The organism is Pseudomonas sp. FP2294 (assembly GCF_030687625.1).
GTDB classification, from domain to species: domain Bacteria; phylum Pseudomonadota; class Gammaproteobacteria; order Pseudomonadales; family Pseudomonadaceae; genus Aquipseudomonas; species Aquipseudomonas shahriarae.
In genome coordinates this window covers 3,615,640-3,632,174 of sequence record NZ_CP117441.1, presented here as the reverse complement: position 1 = coordinate 3,632,174, position 16,535 = coordinate 3,615,640, and the positions used below count along the sequence as shown (strand labels likewise).

Below are 16,535 nucleotides of genomic sequence, written 5' to 3'. Positions count from 1 at the left end.
TGTATCCAGCCAGAAAGAAGAGCCGTGGCGGTTACCGAACTGCGTACCTGGTTCATAAACCTTGAACGAGGAAGGGCTGAAACTGGTGTTACTGCAACCAGTAATCAGGGCGGTAGTGACGAGGCCCAGGAACTTTATGGGTTTCATAAGGGGGAGGTCCGCGTTGAATTTATCAGTGTTTTACAGGGTTGCCCGCAAGCCAGGCAGCTCGTTGCAGGGCTAGGCTTCTTCGCTCTCGAACTCCAGCAAGTCGCCTGGCTGGCAATCCAGGGCGATACACAGCTTGTTCAGGGTTTCGAGTTTAACGCCTTTGATCTTTCCGTTTTTCAATAGCGATAGATTGGCTTCGGTAATCCCAATGGCATCTGCCAGTTGGTTGGAGCGAATCTTCTTCTTCGCCATCATGACGTCCAATCGAATAATGATTGTCATGGGTTAGATGATGCTTTTGTTTTCATCGTCGATAACTTTTGATTCGGCCACTGTTGATGAGAATGCACACAGAAAGATGCCTTGTATGATCGCATACATAGCGCCGGATGATACACCCAAGGTAAGGGTGAACGTACGCTCGCCGGGCGCTACGCCAATTTGCGGAAAAATAAGGCCTGCTGGCTCAGAGCGCAATCAAGCGCTCACCCAGATGGCCACTATCGGCCAGTTCAAGGAACTCATCGCCCAGCCGCTGGCTTTCACTCATCGCGGTTTGCCAGTACTGATTGCGTCGCGCGTCATCCCCCATAAAGCGCTTGAAGTCGCTGCGATCCGGCAATTTGCCGTGGGGCAGGCGGGCCAGGTAGTCCCGTGAGGGGGCCACCAGCAACACATCCTGCAGACCCTGTGGGCTACTGCGCCGCCACGGCAGGCTCTTGTCAAACCAGCCGGGGATGACTCGATCAGTGAAGTGCGGGTACAGAACAATGTCATCGCCGTGGTAGGGCAGGTCGAGGTGGTAGTCCAGCAGGCCACCATCGCGATAGGTGCCGGCACCGGCGCCCGGCAAGTCGCGTACGCCTTGCATCACCATAGGGATCGAGCCGGACGCCAGCAGGGCCTGGCGCAGGTTGCCCGGTTCCAGGGCGAGAAAGCGCGAAGGGAAATCCGTGAGCGGGTGCAGTGGCGGCGCCTGGCGCGGGTCGTGGATGATCAGCCGTTCAAAATGCCGGGACAGCCGCGCACGGCCGCGCAGGTTATCGGCGATCACCGAGGACAGGCCCAGGCCCAGGCGCCCACGGTGATCGTCGGCCAACAGGCCATGGCTTTTGACCACGACTATATTCAGACGATAGTGCGGGTTATCCAATAGCGACGCATCGCGCCCGGCCAGCAGGTCGTCGAGCATGCGCTGGCAGCTCTGGCTGACCTCGGCCATGGTCACGCCCTTGGCAAAGCGTTGCTCGTTATACAGGCGCCCGAGGTCGAGCAGGCCCTGTACCGGATCCGGCAGGCAGGCACTGGCAAAGCGCCAGGAACCGATCGACGCGCCGATCAGCGCACGCTCGCGGGGGGCACGCGCCAGCCAGTCACCGAACAGCGCCAAGTCCAGACCCTGAATGCCCAGGGCCTTGGGACCACCGGCCGCGCCGGGCAGAATCCCCACATCGGCAGGCTGGAGGCCTTGTTCGCGAATGCGTGCAAAAGCGCGTTGGCCAGCCTTGAGCGTCAGGGCGGGGAACTTGATGTGAATGGCCGTCATACCGATCTCTGTGCAGGCGAGCCGGGCAGTATAGGAAATATTCCCCGGAGCCTGGCAAGGTGTTGTGGGACAATTGCCATGGTGGCAATTCAGTTTCAGTTAAGTTGCGACCCGTACTGTGGGGGCCGTAGGCAAAACATCCTGAAATGGAGAACGATCATGAAAACCCTCACAATTATCACCGCCAGTATCATCGCCCTCACCAGCGGCCTGGCCCAGGCGCGGGACCTGGGGCCGGATGAAGCGCTGAAATTGCGTGACGCTGGTACCATCCAGTCTTTCGAGAAGCTCAATGCCGCCGCCCTGGCCAAGCACCCAGGTGGCACGGTGCATGAAACCGAGCTGGAGCAGGAATACGGCAAGTATATTTACCAGGTTGACCTGCGCGATGCCCAGGGCGTCGAGTGGGATGTGGAATTGGACGCTGTCACCGGGCAAGTCCTCAAGGATCATCAGGATACGTAATGAAGGTAAATCTACGCACCGGCAGTCGACTGGCGCTGGTGCTCCTGGCCTTTTGCTCGGTGGTGGCTGCCCGGGACCTCAACCAGGATGAAGCCCTGGAATTGCGTCAGCAAGGGGTGATTCTGTCCCTGGAGCAACTGCTGCAGCAGGCCATGGCCCGGCATCCCGGTGCCAGGTTGCTGGAGGCTGAGCTTGAGAGCAAACACGGCAGTTACGTCTATGAGGTGGAGCTGGTGACCACCGATGGCGTGGTCCGGGAAATCAAACTGGACGCGACCACCGGCGCGCTGCTTGAAGACGAGGAAGATGACTGATGCGCCTGCTTCTGGTGGAAGATCACGTACCGTTGGCTGATGAACTGATGGCCGGGCTGAAAGCCCAGGGCTATGCCGTGGATTGGCTGGCGGACGGTCGCGATGCGGTGTATCAGGGGCGCAGCGAGCCGTATGACCTGATCATCCTCGATCTGGGCCTGCCTGGCTTGCCGGGGCTTGAGGTGCTGAGCCAGTGGCGCGCCGCCGCGCTGGCGACCCCGGTGTTGATCCTCACCGCCCGCGATTCCTGGGCCGAGCGCATCGCAGGGCTCAAGGCCGGGGCCGACGATTACCTGAGCAAGCCGTTCCACCCCGAGGAGTTGTACCTGCGCATCCAGGCCTTGCTGCGCCGTTCCCATGGCCAGGCCAATCAGCCGACCTTGCAGGCGGCGGGCTTGCACCTGGATGAAGGCCGTCAGTGCGTGATGCGCGACGGTGCCGAGGTGCAACTGACCGCTGCCGAGTTTCGCCTGCTGCGCTACTTCATGCTGCATCCCGAACAAATCCTTTCCAAAAGCCATCTGGCCGAGCACCTGTATGACGGCGAGACCGAGCGCGACTCCAATGTCCTCGAGGTCCACGTCAACCATCTGCGGCGCAAGCTCGGGCGCAGCGTGATTGAAACCCGGCGTGGCCAGGGTTATCGCTTTGGCGCCAGCCCCGCGTGAGGTCGATCCAGCGGCGGCTGAGCCTGGGGCTGATCAGCGTGATGGTGATCGTCGGCCTGGTGCTGGCGCAGACCAGCCTGTGGCTGTTCGAAGTGGGTCTGCAGCGCTACCTGGAAGCGGGTCTGCGCAACGACAGCGAAAACCTGCTGGTGGCCCTGGTGCGTGGGCCCGGCGGCGTGCAACTGGATGAACAGCGCTTGTCACCGGCCTATCAACGGCCGTTTTCCGGGCATTATTTCCGTATCGACTTCAGCGACAACCACTGGCGCTCCCGTTCATTGTGGGACCAGGAACTGCCGCAACTGCCCCAGGCCGGCCTGAAGGGCAACCTGCAATTGGGCCCGGAAGGCCAGCAACTGCTGGTCCTGCGATCGGACTACAAGCGTTTTGGCCAGTCGATTTCCATCAGCGTGGCTCAAGACTACACGCCCGTGCGGGAAAGTTTTCGCCTGATGCGCCAGGTCGGCCTGGTCCTCGGGCTGGCGGCGCTGCTGCTGATCCTGATCCTGCAACGGGTCACCGTACGCCGGGCCCTGCGCCCGCTGGAAACTGCGCGCGAGCAGATTGCACAGCTGCAACAAGGCCAGCGCTCGCAACTGGATACCCAGGTGCCGGTGGAGCTGGAGCCGCTGGTGGCGCAGATCAACCACCTGTTGGCCCATACCGAAGACAGCCTCAAACGCTCGCGCAACGCCCTGGGTAACCTCGGCCATGCCTTGAAGACCCCGCTGGCGGTATTGTTGAGCGTGGCTTCCAGCGAGCAGCTCAAGGACCAGCCACAATTGGCCAAGTTGTTGCGCGAGCAGTTGCAGCAGGTGCAGCAACGGCTCAACCGCGAACTCAACCGCGCGCGCCTGGCCGGTGAAACCCTGCCCGGCGCGCTGTTCGACTGCGACAGCGAACTGCCGGGCTTGCTGGCGACCCTGAACATGATCCACGGCGAACACCTGGAGTTGAGCTACCAGGTTCGCCCCGGCTTGCAACTGCCCTGGGACCGCGAAGACTTGCTGGAGCTCTTGGGCAACCTGCTGGACAACGCCTGCAAATGGGCGGATGCCGAAGTGCGTTTGAGCATTGAGCAGACCCCGGAGTGTTTTCAACTGATCGTCGAAGATGACGGCCCGGGTATTCCCGAGGCCCAGCGCGACCAGGTTTTCAGTCGTGGCACCCGCCTGGATGAACAGACCGATGGCCATGGCCTGGGGCTGGGCATCGTGCGGGACATTGTCGATGTATGGGGCGGTACATTGCGGTTGCAAGAGAGCCCACTGGGCGGGCTCAAAGTGTTGATCGAACTGCCCCGGCGCCACACCTGACCGGTGGATACGGGTGCCGATTTGCAACAAGACTTTTCTTACAGAACCTGGCTCGCGTAAATTCGCTTATAACAGCCACCACGCAGGCCGTGTGGAACAGGTTAAAGGCACCAGGATTTTCTCTGTTTCGCGCGCGGCAGCTACCATAGGGCTCGTCAGCCGGTCACGCGGCTGCTCGGTACCTAATAAGAAGGATAAAAGGTGAATCTATGCAAATGACCAAACGCTTGAGCCTGTTTGCTGCTGCCGCAGCCCTTGTCGCCAGTTCCTCGGCACTCGCCGCCCCAACCTTTATCAACGTCCTGACCGGTGGCACCAGCGGCGTGTACTACCCGATTGGGGTGGCGTTGTCACAGCTGTACAGCAACGGTATAGACGGATCGAAGACCTCGGTGCAGGCCACCAAGGCGTCGGTGGAAAACCTCAACCTGCTGCAAGCCGGTCGCGGCGAGCTGGCCTTTGCCCTCGGTGACTCGGTCGCCGATGCCTGGAATGGCGTGCAAGACGCCGGCTTCAAGGCTCCCTTGAAAAAACTGCGGGCGATTGCCGGCACCTACCCCAACTACATCCAGATCGTCGCCAGCAAGGAGTCTGGCATCACCACCCTGGAAGATCTGAAAAACAAGCGTATCTCCGTCGGCGCGCCGAAATCCGGTACCGAGCTGAACGCCCGCGCCATCTTCAAGGCTGCTGGCCTGAGCTATGAAGACATGGGCAAGGTCGAGTTTCTGCCGTACGCCGAGTCGGTCGAGTTAATCAAGAACCGCCAGTTGGATGCCACCCTGCAGTCCTCGGGCCTGGGCATGGCGGCGATCCGCGACCTGGCCGCGACCCTGCCGATAACCTTCGTTGCCATCCCGGCGGATATCACGGCGAAGATCGATAACGCTGCCTACCAGGGCGCGGTGATCCCGGCGGGCACTTATGACGGTCAGGACAGCGATGTAGCGACTGTGGCCATCACCAACATCCTGGTCAGCCATGACGGCGTGACCGATGAGGTGGCCTACCAGATGACCAAGCTCATGTTCGACAACCTCGATCGTCTGGGTAACGCCCACTCGGCGGCCAAAGATATCAAGTTGCAGGGCGCGGCCAAGGGCCTGCCTATCCCACTGCATCCGGGCGCCGAGCGTTTCTACAAGGAAGCGGGCGCACTGTAAGGCCCAGGTGGGTGCGGTGCGCAGTGCCAAGCGCTGCGCGCTATGCCAGAGCGGTGAATAGCCTGGCGCGCACAACGCGCCAGGCTTGTTGGCATGTCGATGTTGTAACGTGGGAGTGACCTGCATGAGTGAGCACGATCAAGGCCTTGCCGCCAGTCCCAGGGATTGGCCGCGAGCGCTGTTCTACGTCGCGCTGTTGTTTTCCGTCTTCCAAATCATTACCGCGGCCTTTCATCCGGTCTCCAGCCAGATTCTGCGGGCCGTGCATGTGGGCTTTCTGTTGCTGGTGGTGTTTCTGTGTTTCCCGGCGCGTGGCAATGCTCAGCCCTGGCAGCCGATGGCCTGGCTGCTGGGGCTGGCCGGAATGGCCACGGCGTTCTACCAGTGGTATTTCGAAGCCGACTTGATTCAACGCTCTGGCGACCTGACCGATAGCGATATGGTCATCGGTCTGGTGCTGATTGTGCTGGTGTTTGAGGCGGCGCGGCGGGTGATGGGGATTGCCCTGCCGTTGATCTGTGCGCTGTTCCTGGCCTACGGCCTGTTCGGCCAGTACCTGCCGGGCGATCTGATGCACCGCGGCTATGCCATCGACCAGATCGTCAACCAACTGGCCTTTGGCACCGAGGGGCTGTATGGCACGCCGACCTATGTATCGGCCACGTACATCTTCCTGTTTATCCTGTTCGGTGCGTTCCTTGAACAGGCCGGAATGATCAAGCTGTTCACCGATTTCGCCATGGGCCTGTTCGGCCACAAACTCGGTGGCCCGGCCAAGGTTTCCGTGGTGTCGTCGGCGCTGATGGGCACCATCACCGGTTCGGGGGTGGCCAACGTGGTCACCACCGGCCAATTCACCATCCCGTTGATGAAGCGCTTCGGCTACAAGTCGGCGTTTGCCGGTGGCGTGGAAGCGACCTCGTCGATGGGCAGCCAGATCATGCCGCCGATCATGGGCGCAGTGGCCTTTATCATGGCCGAGACGATCAACGTGCCGTTCTTCGAGGTGGCCAAGGCCGCGTTGATTCCGGCCATGCTGTACTTCGGCTCGGTATTCTGGATGGTTCACCTGGAAGCCAAGCGCTCCAACCTGCGTGGCCTGCCCAAGGACGAATGCCCGAACCCCTGGGCCGCGGTGAAGCAGCGCTGGTATCTGTTGATTCCGCTGTTTGTGCTGATCTACCTGCTGTTCTCCGGGCGCACGCCGCTGTTCTCCGGCATGGTCGGCCTGGCCCTGACGTCCATTGTGATTCTCGGCTCGGCGATCATCCTGCGGGTCTCGTCCAAGGTGATGCGTTTTGTCTTCTGGATCGTCCTGGGTCTGCTTTGCGCGGGCTTCTTCCGGCTCGGTATCGGCATGGTGTTCGGGGTGGTGGCGCTGCTGGTGGCGGTGTGCTGGTTTATCAAAGGCGGCCGCGACACCCTGACCATCTGCCTGCATGCGCTGGTAGAGGGCGCACGGCACGCGGTACCGGTGGGGATTGCCTGCGCCCTGGTGGGGGTGATTATCGGTGTCGTGTCGCTGACCGGGGTGGCGTCCACCTTTGCCGGTTACATCCTTGCCATTGGCCAGGACAGCCTGTTCCTGTCGCTGGTGCTCACCATGCTCACTTGCCTGGTGCTGGGCATGGGGATCCCGACCATTCCCAACTACATCATCACCAGTTCGATCGCTGCACCGGCACTGCTGGACCTCGGCGTACCGCTGATTGTCTCGCATATGTTCGTGTTCTATTTCGGCATCATGGCCGACCTCACACCGCCGGTGGCATTGGCCTGTTTCGCGGCGGCACCGATTGCCAGGGAGAGCGGCCTGAAGATCAGCTTTTGGGCGGTACGCATCGCGGTGGCGGGGTTCGTTGTGCCGTTTATGGCGGTGTACGAGCCGGCGCTGATGCTGCAGGGCGATAGCCTGCTGGCCACACTGTATGTGGTGGCCAAAGCGTTGCTGGCCATTGGTATCTGGGGCGCGGTATTTACCGGCTACTTGCAAGCCAGGCTGAGTTGGTGGGAGCGCCTGCTGGGCTTCTTCGCCGGTGGTAGCCTGATTCTGGCGACGCCGTTAAGCGATGAAATCGGCTTCGTCATGGTGGGGCTGTTGATCGCACAGCACTGCTGGCGGGCCCATCGTGCCCAGGCGGCCACTGCGTGATCGGTCTGTGTCTGGGCTTGGCGGGCGCGGTATGGGCACAAGTGCCTACGCCTGTGGTCACCCTGGCCTGGACGCATACGATTGAGAAAGTGCGCTGGGAAGAGGATTACCGTGTAACGCCTGAGGGCCTGGTGTTGGGCGAGGCGCGGGTCAAGGGTTCCGGGGCCGGTATGGAGATCCCGCACGGCGCCGAACTGCGTGAGGGCAGTTGGCATTACCAGCGTCAGTTGCCACCCTTGCAGCCCCTGCGCCTGGGCCGCACCCCCGAGGCCGGGGATTATCAACTGTGTTTCAACCAGCAGTGCCAGTGGCTGAGTGCCTGGCTCGGCCCGCCCCAGGCGAGCCAGCCGGCGGTAGAGCTGTGGGGGTGTGAGCTGGAGGTTGCGTCCAGCCCCCGGCCCCGCACCTTTTAACCGCGATCAGACCCGGAACTGGTCCATCAACCCCTGTTGCTGATTGGCCAGGCTATTGAGCGTCTGGCTGACCCGCGCCGATTCATTGGCTTGTTCCGACAGCGACTCGGTCACATCACGAATCGTCGCCACGTTGCTGTTGATCTCCTCGGCCACCGCGCTTTGCTGCTCGGCGGCGCTGGCGATCTGCAGGTTCATGTCGCTGATCACCGTCACCGCATCGCCGATCTGGCGCAATGCCGTGACGGCCTGGCCGACCTGTTCGACACTGCCCTGGGCCTGGCGATGGCTGTTGCTCATGGAGCTCACCACTTCCTGGGTGCCGTTTTGCAACTGTTCGATCACCTGGCGGGTTTCTTCCACCGACTCCTGAGTGCGCCGTGCGAGGTTGCGCACCTCGTCCGCCACCACCGCAAAACCACGCCCGGCTTCACCGGCACGGGCGGCTTCGATGGCGGCGTTGAGGGCCAGCAGGTTGGTTTGTTCGGCAATCGCGCGGATCACTTCCAGCACTGAACCGATCTGCTCGCTATTGGCTGCCAGACCTTCGACCTGGGCCATCGCCGTGCTCATGTCGGCAGCCAGGTGGCCGATGCTGGTGGTGGTGCGGTCGATCACCGTCAGGCCTTCGCGGGTGGCCTGGTCGGCATCCCGTGCAGCGTGTGCCGCCTGCGCGGCGCTGCGGGCGACGTCCTGGGCGGTGGCGCTCATTTCGTGGGAGGCGGTGGCCACCTGATCCACCTGGCGGTACTGCTGCTCCATGCCGGCACTGGTCTGGCTGGCGATTGCCGCTGATTGGTCGGCGGTGCTGCGCGCGTCCTGCACCGAGCGTTTGACCTCGGCAATGATCGGTTGCAGTTTGTCGAGGAAGCGGTTGAACCAACTGGCCAGTTCGCCCAGCTCGTCGCGCTTGTCGTAGGCCAGGCGCCGGGTCAGGTCGCCTTCGCCGCTGGCGATATCCTCCAGCATATGGGCCACGCCGAGGATCGGCCGGGTGACACTGCGGGCCATCAGCCACACCAGTAGCAAACCGACGATGGCGGCGAGCAGGCCCAGGCCAAGTTCCAGCAGGGTGCCTTTGGTGTTGTCGGCATCCAGCTCGGCCTTGAGGGTTTCGGCGGGGCCGATCAGGACTTTTTCCGGCACATCCAGCAACACGCCCCAGGACTTGCCATTGGGAATGGGCTGGAACGGTGCCAGCACCTTGAGTTGATGGTCGGTACGCAGGCTGTAGGTCTGGGTGCTGCCGGCCATGGCGCTGATCAGTTGTGCGCCGCTGGCGGTATCCACACTGTCCAGGCGCTGGCTGAGCTTGCTCGCATCCGGGCTGTAGCCGGCCAGCAAACCCACTGGGCTGATGATGCTGACGTTGGTCTGGCCGTCATACAGCTCGCGGCTGGCATTCTGGCTGACTGCCTGCAGGCTGTTGAGGTTGATGTCCACCGACAGCGAGGCGATGACTTTGCCATTGGCCATGAGCGGGAACACGATGCTGGTCAGCAAGACGTTGTGCCCGTCGATCACATAGAAGTACGGCTCGATCACACACGGCTTGAGGGTGGAGCGTGGGCAGGTGAACCAGGTGTTGGCCTTCTCGCCGCTGGGGCCGACGCTGGTGTCGGACATATCGCTTTCCGGCAGCGCCATCGAGGTCAGGGTGCCGGGTGTCGGCTGCGACCAGTACAGGGCAAAGCGTCCCTTTTCATTGCTGCCCAGCTCCGCTTGGCCGGCGAACAGCTCATCCTTGCCATCCAGGGCATTGGCCTCAAAGACCAGGGACAGGCCCAACAGGTCCGGGTTGGCTTGCAGGGCGGCCTTGACCTGGCGGGTCAGGTCTTCACGCAGGTCGAAGGCATCGAGGAAGCGTTTTTCGGCCTGTTCGCGCAAAAACAGCACCTGGCGCGAAAAGCCATGGCCATATTGGTAGGCGTCCATAAATTGCTGGCGGATGCCCAGCGCCTGCACTTCACCCTGGGCTTCGATGCGCGATTGGGCGGCAACATTAAGCATCTGTGTGCTGGAGGTCTGGACCCGTTGCGAACTCTGGTCCATCCGATACAGCGAAAGACCCACCAGCAGGGTCACGATGCCCAACAGACAAAGGCCGGCGAGGAGGGTGATTTTCCATTGAATGGACAGCTGCCTGAGCGACATGGAGATCCTTAACCTTTCGTTGCGACAGAGATAATCCACGCTATCGGCCGCCGGTTGTTTTTCTTTATTCATACGTTCAATTGAATCTATTCGCGACGTCGTTCTTTGACATGGCGCGCCGGCTGCTGCAAAGTGCGCGGCCTCTAATAAAACTCCCTTTCTGCGTGTGCCGTGGTCGACATCTGGCCGGGGCGCCGGCACGTGTTGTGTTTATATTTCTGTCTTGAGGTAACCATGATTAACGCAGTAATCGCCGCGGTCGGTACCATGCTCGTGCTCAGCCTGTCCCGCGTGCATGTGGTCATCGCGATCATCGTGGGTGCCCTGGTCGGCGGTTTGACCGGTGGCCTGGGGATCGACGCGACGCTCAGCGCGTTCAACAGCGGCTTGGGCGGCGGTGCCACGGTGGCGTTGTCTTACGCATTGCTCGGTGCTTTCGCGGTGGCGATTGCCAAGTCCGGCCTGGCCCATGCCCTGGCGGACAAGGCCCTGCTGCTGGTGGGCCGCCAGGACACCACTGGCGGCAGTTCTGTCAAATGGCTGCTGATCTGCCTGCTGGGAGCGGTGGCGATTGCCTCGCAGAACATCCTGCCGATCCATATCGCCTTTATCCCGCTGCTGGTACCGCCGCTGCTGTATGTGCTGACCAAGTTGCAGATTGACCGGCGCCTGATCGCCTGCGTCATGACCTTCGGCCTGATCACCCCGTACATGTTCCTGCCGGTGGGCTTCGGCAATATCTTCCTCAACCAGATCCTGCTGGCCAATGTCGCCAAGAGCGGGGTGGATATCAGCCAGGTCAACGTTACCCATGCCATGGGTATTCCGGCGCTGGGCATGGTGTTCGGCCTGTTGGTGGCGGTGTTTATCAGTTACCGCAAAAAGCGCATCTACGACCAGCAGAAGATCGAGCGGGTCGAGCAAGTGGCGGTGCAGTACAACCCGCTGACCCTGCTGGTCGCCGGGCTGGCCATTGCCTCGGCCTTTATTATCCAGTTGTGGCTGGACTCGATGATCATCGGTGCCCTGGCGGGTTTCCTGATCTTCTCGGTATCGGGCATCGTGCGCTGGCGCGACACCGATGATCTGTTCACCGAAGGCATGAAAATGATGGCGATGATCGGCTTCATCATGATCGCGGCGTCGGGGTTTGCCGAAGTGCTCAAGGCCACCGGCCAGGTACAGACGCTGGTGCAGGACTCGGCCGATTTTATTGGCCACAGCCGTGGCGTGGGTGCGCTGTTGATGTTGCTGGTGGGCCTGCTGGTGACCATGGGCATCGGTTCGTCGTTTTCCACCGTGCCGATCCTTGCGGCGATTTTTGTGCCGCTGTGTGTGCAACTGGGGTTCAGCCCGCTGGCCATTGTCTGCATCGTCGGCACCGCCGGGGCCCTGGGCGATGCCGGTTCGCCGGCGTCCGACTCCACCCTGGGGCCGACCTCGGGTTTGAACATCGACGGCCAGCACCACCATATCTGGGACACCGTGGTCCCGACCTTCCTGCACTACAACCTGCCGTTGCTGGTATTTGGCTGGTTTGCCGCGATGACCCTGTAACAAGCAGATTCCTACAGTTTTCTCCTTTAGGGCCGTTAACCTCCTAACGTTGCCCTACAAGAGAGAAGATCCATGCGTCTGAGTCTGAAGGCCAAAGTCCTGTCCCTCGCCGTACTGCCGGTGTTGTTGTTTGCCGTGGTCATCAGCCTGACCACCGTGTGGATCCTCAAGGAACAGGCGCGCACCGAGGTGGCCGAAACCCGCCAGCGCCTGCTCAACAACGCCAAGGCCACCCTGCAAAGTTATGTCGAAGTGGCGATGACCACCATCAAGCCGCTGTACGACGCCGCAGCCCCCGGCGATACAGAGGCGCGGGCGCAGGTGGTCAAGCTGTTGTCCAACACAACCTACGGCAAGGACGGCTATTTCTTCGGCTACGACTCCGAAACCATCCGCCTGTTCAAGGGCAACAGCCCCGACGGCGTGGGCAAAAGCTTCAAGGACAACCGTGACCCCAACGGCGTCTACGTCAACCGCGACCTGGTCAGGGTCGGCAAGGACGGCACCCACTACCTGCAATACAGCTCGACCCAGCCGGGGCAAACCGAACTGGTGCCCAAGCTCGGCTACACCGAGTACCTGCCCAAGTGGGACATGGTGATCGGTACTTCGGTCAACCTCGACGGTATCGAGGCCCTGGTCAGCGAAGTCGAAGCCAAGGTCAACGAGCGCATGGAAGGGGTGTTGTTGAGCATTGTCGGCATCGCCGTAATCCTGCTGTTGCTGATCGCTGCAGCGGGCATGCTGCTGGCCAATACCATCCTGCGCCCCTTGCACCTGATGAAAGCCAACCTCGACGATATCGCCGCCGGTGAGGGCGACCTGACCCGGCGCCTGGCAATCACCAGCCAGGACGAGTTGGGTGAACTGGCCGGCTCGTTCAACCGGTTTGTCGACAAGATCCACGGCCTGGTACGCCAGATCACTGACATGACCTCGCAACTGACCGGGCTGGTCAGCCAGGTGTCCGAGCAGGCCCATCGTTCGGAACAGGCCATGGAACGCCAGCGCCAGGAAACCGACCAGGTGGCGACGGCGATCAATGAAATGTCGTCTGCCGCCCATGAAGTGGCCCGCAGTGCCCAGGGCGCGGCCGTGGCGGCGCAGCAGACCGACGCCGAAGGCCAGGCCGCCAAGCGCGTGGTGGATGGCAGCATCGCGCAGATTCATGCGTTGGTGAATGACATCCGCAGCAGTGGCGTGTCCCTGGATAGCCTGCAACAGGACGTGTCGTCGATTGTCAGCGTGCTCGGGGTGATCCGCTCGATTGCCGAGCAGACCAACCTGCTGGCCCTCAACGCCGCCATTGAAGCCGCCCGTGCCGGTGAAGCCGGGCGTGGCTTTGCGGTGGTGGCCGATGAAGTCCGCGCACTGGCCAGCCGCACCCAGCAAAGTACCCAGGAAATCCAGGGCATGATCGACCGCCTGCAAAAAGGCACCGAGGCGGCCGTGGAATCCATGCGCCGCTCCAGCGATGCCGGCGACGGCACCTCGGCCCAGGCCAATGAAGCCGGGGCGTCCCTCGATACCATGGCGCAACTGATCGGGACCATCAACACGATGAACGCGCAGATCGCCAGTGCTGCAGAAGAGCAAACCGCCGTGGCCGAAGAGATCAACCGCAGCGTGCATCAGATTGCCGTGGCGGTGGACAGCGTGGCGGACGAGACCCAGCAGGGCGCACAGACCTCCCGCAGCCTGGCGGAACTGGGGCAGCGGTTGGGGCAGTTGGTGGGGCAGTTCAGGATCTGATCTGGCAATTGCGGTGCTGGTTCTGGCCTCATCGCAGGCAAGCCAGCTCCCACATGTTGAACTGTGAATGCAGTCAAATGTGGGAGCTGGCTTGCCTGCGATGGGGCCCTAACAGCCGCTACACATCCCGCATCAACAACCCAAACCCGATATCCATGTCCAACGGCACCGGCACATACACCGTGTGCCCATCCCCCGGCGCCACCTCAATCGCCTCACCCTTGGCGTTATGCATCATCCCCAGGTCAAAATGGAAGTTCCCCGCCGGGGTCATCAGTTCCAGGTGATTGCCCACGGCAAAGCGGTTCTTCACCTTGACTTCGGCCAGCTCCCCGCGCCGTTCGCCGGTCAATTCCCCGACAAACTGCTGTTGTTCCGAGACGGAGCTGCCGTTCTGGTAGTTCTGGTATTCGTCATGCACGTGGCGGCGCAGGAAACCTTCGGTGTAGCCACGCTGGGCCAGGGACTCAAGGTTGGTCATCAAGCCCCGGTCGAACGCACGACCGGCCACCGCATCATCAATGGCCTGGCGGTACACCTGGGTGGTGCGCGCCACATAAAAGTGGGACTTGGTGCGGCCTTCGATTTTCAACGAATGCACGCCCATCTGCGTCAGGCGCTCGACATGCTGCACCGCCCGCAGGTCCTTGGCGTTCATGATGTAGGTGCCGTGTTCGTCCTCGAAGGCCGGCATCTGCTCATCCGGGCGGTTGGCCTCCTGCAGCAGGAACACCTGGTCGGTGGGCGCGCCAAGGCCCAGGGTCGGCTCGGGCTGATACTGCTGGACGATATCGCCCACGGTGTTTTCGGCCGCGGGTGTGGCCTGGTATTTCCAGCGGCAGGCATTGGTGCAGGTGCCCTGGTTGGCATCGCGCTTGTTCATGTAGCCGGACAACAGGCAACGCCCGGAGTAGGCCATGCACAGCGCGCCATGCACAAACACTTCCAGCTCCATGGCCGGCACGTGCTGGCGGATTTCGGCGATTTCTTCCAGGGACAGCTCCCGCGACAGGATGACCCGGCAGATGCCTTGCTGCTGCCAGAACTCGACACTGGCCCAGTTCACCGTGTTGGCCTGCACCGACAGATGGATCGGCATCTGCGGGAAGTGCCGGCGCACCAGCATGATCAAGCCCGGATCGGACATGATCAGCGCGTCCGGGCCCATGGCGATCACCGGTTCCAGGTCCTTGAGGAAGGTTTTCAGCTTGGCATTGTGCGGCGCGATATTGACCACTACATAAAAGCGCTTGCCCTGGGCCTGCGCCTCGGCGATGCCCAGGGCCAGGTTGGCGTGATCGAACTCGTTATTACGCACCCGCAAGCTGTAGCGCGGCTGGCCGGCGTAGACCGCATCGGCGCCGTAGGCAAAGGCGTAGCGCATGTTTTTCAGGGTGCCGGCAGGGGCGAGCAATTCGGGAGCGAGGACAGGGAGCATGGGATTCAGATCGCAAAAGGGCGGCAGGGTAGCCGAGCCGGGCCTGGCGGTTATTGATCTGGGTCTACGCTGTAGAAATAAAGATGGCACTCGCCGGATGCGCGGTGGACTAAGCAACAGGGCGCGCTGGGCGCCCGACGTTTTTCTGGCACGGATCGGACATGAACCAAACGAATCTGCAATTCAAAACCCTGCTATTGCTGCTGGTCCTGGTGACCCTCGCGTTTTTCTGGATCCTGTTGCCGTTCTACGGCGCGGTGTTCTGGGCGGTTATCCTCGGGATCATCTTTGCGCCTATGCAGCGGCGCCTGCAGCTCAAGTTTGGCTGGAACCGCAACCTCACGTCGCTGTGTACCCTGATGGTGTGCCTAGTGATCGCGATCTTGCCGGTGATCATCACCAGCGCCTTGCTGGTGCAGGAGGGGGCGACGCTGTACAAGAACGTCGAAAGCGGCAAATTGGATGTGGCGGGCTACATCGAGCAATTCAAGAACTTCCTGCCGCCGTACTTCCAGCACCTGCTGGATCGCTTCGGCATGGGCAACCTGGAAGGCCTGCGCGAGAAAATCGTCAAGGGCGCGATGCAGGGCAGCCAGTTCTTTGCCAGCCAGGCATTCAGCTTTGGTCAAGGCACCTTTGATTTCCTGGTGAGCTTTTTCATCATGCTCTACCTGCTGTTCTTCCTGCTGCGCGACGGCCCCGAACTGGTGCGCAAAGTACGCACGGCGGTGCCGCTGGCCGAGCCACAGAAGCGTCGCCTGCAACTGAAGTTCAACCGCGTGGTACGGGCGACCGTCAAGGGCAATGTGCTGGTGGCGGTGACCCAGGGGGCACTGGGTGGCCTGATCTTCTGGTTTCTGGATATTCCCAGTGCGTTGCTCTGGGCGGTGCTGATGGCGTTTCTGTCATTGCTGCCGGCGGTGGGTGCCGGGATTGTGTGGGGGCCGGTAGCCGCGTACTTCCTGCTCAGCGGTTCAATCTGGCAAGGGGTGGTGCTGGCCCTGTTCGGGGTGTTTGTGATCGGCCTGGTGGACAACGTGCTGCGCCCGGTCCTGGTGGGCAAGGACACCAAGATGCCGGATTACCTGATCCTGATCTCGACGCTGGGCGGCCTGTCGGTCTTCGGCCTCAATGGTTTTGTGATCGGGCCGTTGATTGCCGCGCTGTTTATTTCCAGCTGGGGGCTGTTTGTCGAAACCAAACCCCGGGTACGCCTGCCATTGCCCTAAGCCGAGAAGCAGTGCGCCATCTTGCGTGACAGGGCCTGGGCGGCGGGCAGTGAGGTCAGGGGGCCACTGATGGCTTCACCGTCGCGTACCAGGTACCAACAGGCGAGCAAACCCAGCTCGCGAAGGGGGACAGGGACGGCACTGCCGACGACGGACATGATCTGGATAGTGGGCATATCTACCTCCATTGCTGATGGAGGTCACCTTACGGTGGCCCG

General features: G+C 61.7%; 15 protein-coding genes and 2 pseudogenes. 11 read left to right on the top strand and 6 right to left on the bottom strand.

The features are described from left to right. Positions 1–219 precede the first annotated feature (219 nt). Positions 220–432, bottom strand: a complete 213-nt coding sequence (locus PSH73_RS16050; protein ID WP_057439475.1) for a helix-turn-helix transcriptional regulator — start codon at positions 430–432, stop codon at positions 220–222. 184 nt (positions 433–616) lie between these two features. Beyond that, positions 617–1,696, bottom strand: a complete 1,080-nt coding sequence (locus tag PSH73_RS16045; RefSeq protein WP_057959089.1) for a hypothetical protein — start codon at positions 1,694–1,696, stop codon at positions 617–619. Between the two features lie 159 nt (positions 1,697–1,855). Between PSH73_RS16045 and PSH73_RS16040 the strand changes: the two genes are divergently transcribed. The 7 genes from PSH73_RS16040 to PSH73_RS16010 all read left to right on the top strand — a co-directional run bounded on the left by PSH73_RS16040 (position 1,856) and on the right by PSH73_RS16010 (position 8,187). After that, a complete protein-coding gene (locus PSH73_RS16040) occupies positions 1,856–2,161 on the top strand; it encodes a PepSY domain-containing protein (protein ID WP_057439473.1) in 306 nt (101 codons plus the stop codon). Further along, positions 2,161–2,475: a PepSY domain-containing protein gene (locus PSH73_RS16035; RefSeq protein ID WP_186626005.1), complete on the top strand. Its 315-nt coding sequence runs from the start codon at positions 2,161–2,163 to the stop codon at positions 2,473–2,475. The genes PSH73_RS16040 and PSH73_RS16035 overlap by 1 nt, the downstream gene beginning before the upstream one ends. Then, positions 2,475–3,143 (top strand): response regulator transcription factor, encoded by a 669-nt coding sequence (locus tag PSH73_RS16030; protein ID WP_057959091.1) that lies wholly within the window; start codon positions 2,475–2,477, stop codon positions 3,141–3,143. Before PSH73_RS16035 ends, PSH73_RS16030 begins: the two co-directional genes overlap by 1 nt. Beyond that, positions 3,140–4,459, top strand: coding sequence for a sensor histidine kinase (locus tag PSH73_RS16025; RefSeq protein ID WP_057959092.1), 1,320 nt, complete (start codon positions 3,140–3,142; stop codon positions 4,457–4,459). The genes PSH73_RS16030 and PSH73_RS16025 overlap by 4 nt, the downstream gene beginning before the upstream one ends. A 209-nt stretch (positions 4,460–4,668) precedes the next feature. Beyond that, positions 4,669–5,622, top strand: coding sequence for a TAXI family TRAP transporter solute-binding subunit (locus PSH73_RS16020; RefSeq protein ID WP_057439471.1), 954 nt, complete (start codon positions 4,669–4,671; stop codon positions 5,620–5,622). Positions 5,623–5,746: 124 nt separating this feature from the next. Further along, positions 5,747–7,774, top strand: coding sequence for a TRAP transporter permease (locus PSH73_RS16015; RefSeq protein ID WP_057959093.1), 2,028 nt, complete (start codon positions 5,747–5,749; stop codon positions 7,772–7,774). Next, on the top strand, positions 7,771–8,187 hold the full coding sequence (locus PSH73_RS16010; RefSeq protein ID WP_120733552.1) for a DUF1850 domain-containing protein: 417 nt from the start codon (positions 7,771–7,773) through the stop codon (positions 8,185–8,187). Before PSH73_RS16015 ends, PSH73_RS16010 begins: the two co-directional genes overlap by 4 nt. A 6-nt stretch (positions 8,188–8,193) precedes the next feature. Here the strand turns inward: PSH73_RS16010 and PSH73_RS27055 are convergent, their stop codons facing one another. Together PSH73_RS27055 and PSH73_RS27050 are read right to left on the bottom strand one after the other, a co-directional pair. Further along, positions 8,194–8,898, bottom strand: a complete 705-nt coding sequence (locus PSH73_RS27055; RefSeq protein WP_370693743.1) for a methyl-accepting chemotaxis protein — start codon at positions 8,896–8,898, stop codon at positions 8,194–8,196. Positions 8,899–9,099: 201 nt separating this feature from the next. Beyond that, positions 9,100–9,156: pseudogene (locus PSH73_RS27050) on the bottom strand (hypothetical protein); the annotation flags it as partial. A 1,422-nt stretch (positions 9,157–10,578) separates the two neighbouring features. On the opposite strand from PSH73_RS27050, the gene PSH73_RS16000 reads away from it, so the two are divergent. The 3 genes and pseudogenes from PSH73_RS16000 (at position 10,579) to PSH73_RS27040 (ending at position 13,650) form a co-directional block, all read left to right on the top strand. After that, positions 10,579–11,898, top strand: coding sequence for a Na+/H+ antiporter family protein (locus PSH73_RS16000; protein ID WP_169990072.1), 1,320 nt, complete (start codon positions 10,579–10,581; stop codon positions 11,896–11,898). 72 nt (positions 11,899–11,970) lie between these two features. After that, a pseudogene (locus PSH73_RS27045) lies at positions 11,971–12,744 on the top strand (cache domain-containing protein); the annotation flags it as partial. Positions 12,745–12,828: 84 nt separating this feature from the next. Further along, on the top strand, positions 12,829–13,650 hold the full coding sequence (locus PSH73_RS27040; RefSeq protein WP_370693742.1) for a methyl-accepting chemotaxis protein: 822 nt from the start codon (positions 12,829–12,831) through the stop codon (positions 13,648–13,650). A 118-nt stretch (positions 13,651–13,768) separates the two neighbouring features. Here PSH73_RS27040 and yegQ read toward each other — a convergent pair whose 3' ends face one another. Next, on the bottom strand, positions 13,769–15,088 hold the full coding sequence (yegQ, locus tag PSH73_RS15990) for a tRNA 5-hydroxyuridine modification protein YegQ (protein WP_120733550.1): 1,320 nt from the start codon (positions 15,086–15,088) through the stop codon (positions 13,769–13,771). A 161-nt stretch (positions 15,089–15,249) separates the two neighbouring features. Here yegQ and PSH73_RS15985 point away from each other — a divergent pair, with 161 nt between their 5' ends. Continuing rightward, positions 15,250–16,317, top strand: coding sequence for an AI-2E family transporter (locus PSH73_RS15985; RefSeq protein ID WP_057959102.1), 1,068 nt, complete (start codon positions 15,250–15,252; stop codon positions 16,315–16,317). Here PSH73_RS15985 and PSH73_RS15980 read toward each other — a convergent pair. Then, on the bottom strand, positions 16,314–16,493 hold the full coding sequence (locus PSH73_RS15980) for a hypothetical protein (RefSeq protein ID WP_057959103.1): 180 nt from the start codon (positions 16,491–16,493) through the stop codon (positions 16,314–16,316). The two genes, PSH73_RS15985 and PSH73_RS15980, sit on opposite strands and share 4 nt — an antisense overlap. Positions 16,494–16,535 lie beyond the last annotated feature (42 nt).

Bases quoted from the DNA above. Each gene is read 5' to 3' on its own strand.
- PSH73_RS16050 (WP_057439475.1), bottom strand. From the start codon at position 432: ATGACAATCATTATTCGATTGGACGTCATGATGGCGAAGAAGAAGATT.
- PSH73_RS16045 (WP_057959089.1), bottom strand. From the start codon at position 1,696: ATGACGGCCATTCACATCAAGTTCCCCGCCCTGACGCTCAAGGCTGGC.
- PSH73_RS16040 (WP_057439473.1), top strand. From the start codon at position 1,856: ATGAAAACCCTCACAATTATCACCGCCAGTATCATCGCCCTCACCAGC.
- PSH73_RS16035 (WP_186626005.1), top strand. From the start codon at position 2,161: ATGAAGGTAAATCTACGCACCGGCAGTCGACTGGCGCTGGTGCTCCTG.
- PSH73_RS16030 (WP_057959091.1), top strand. From the start codon at position 2,475: ATGCGCCTGCTTCTGGTGGAAGATCACGTACCGTTGGCTGATGAACTG.
- PSH73_RS16020 (WP_057439471.1), top strand. From the start codon at position 4,669: ATGCAAATGACCAAACGCTTGAGCCTGTTTGCTGCTGCCGCAGCCCTT.
- PSH73_RS16015 (WP_057959093.1), top strand. From the start codon at position 5,747: ATGAGTGAGCACGATCAAGGCCTTGCCGCCAGTCCCAGGGATTGGCCG.
- PSH73_RS27055 (WP_370693743.1), bottom strand. From the start codon at position 8,898: ATGAGCGCCACCGCCCAGGACGTCGCCCGCAGCGCCGCGCAGGCGGCA.
- PSH73_RS27040 (WP_370693742.1), top strand. From the start codon at position 12,829: ATGACCTCGCAACTGACCGGGCTGGTCAGCCAGGTGTCCGAGCAGGCC.
- yegQ (WP_120733550.1), bottom strand. From the start codon at position 15,088: ATGCTCCCTGTCCTCGCTCCCGAATTGCTCGCCCCTGCCGGCACCCTG.
- PSH73_RS15985 (WP_057959102.1), top strand. From the start codon at position 15,250: ATGAACCAAACGAATCTGCAATTCAAAACCCTGCTATTGCTGCTGGTC.
- PSH73_RS15980 (WP_057959103.1), bottom strand. From the start codon at position 16,493: ATGCCCACTATCCAGATCATGTCCGTCGTCGGCAGTGCCGTCCCTGTC.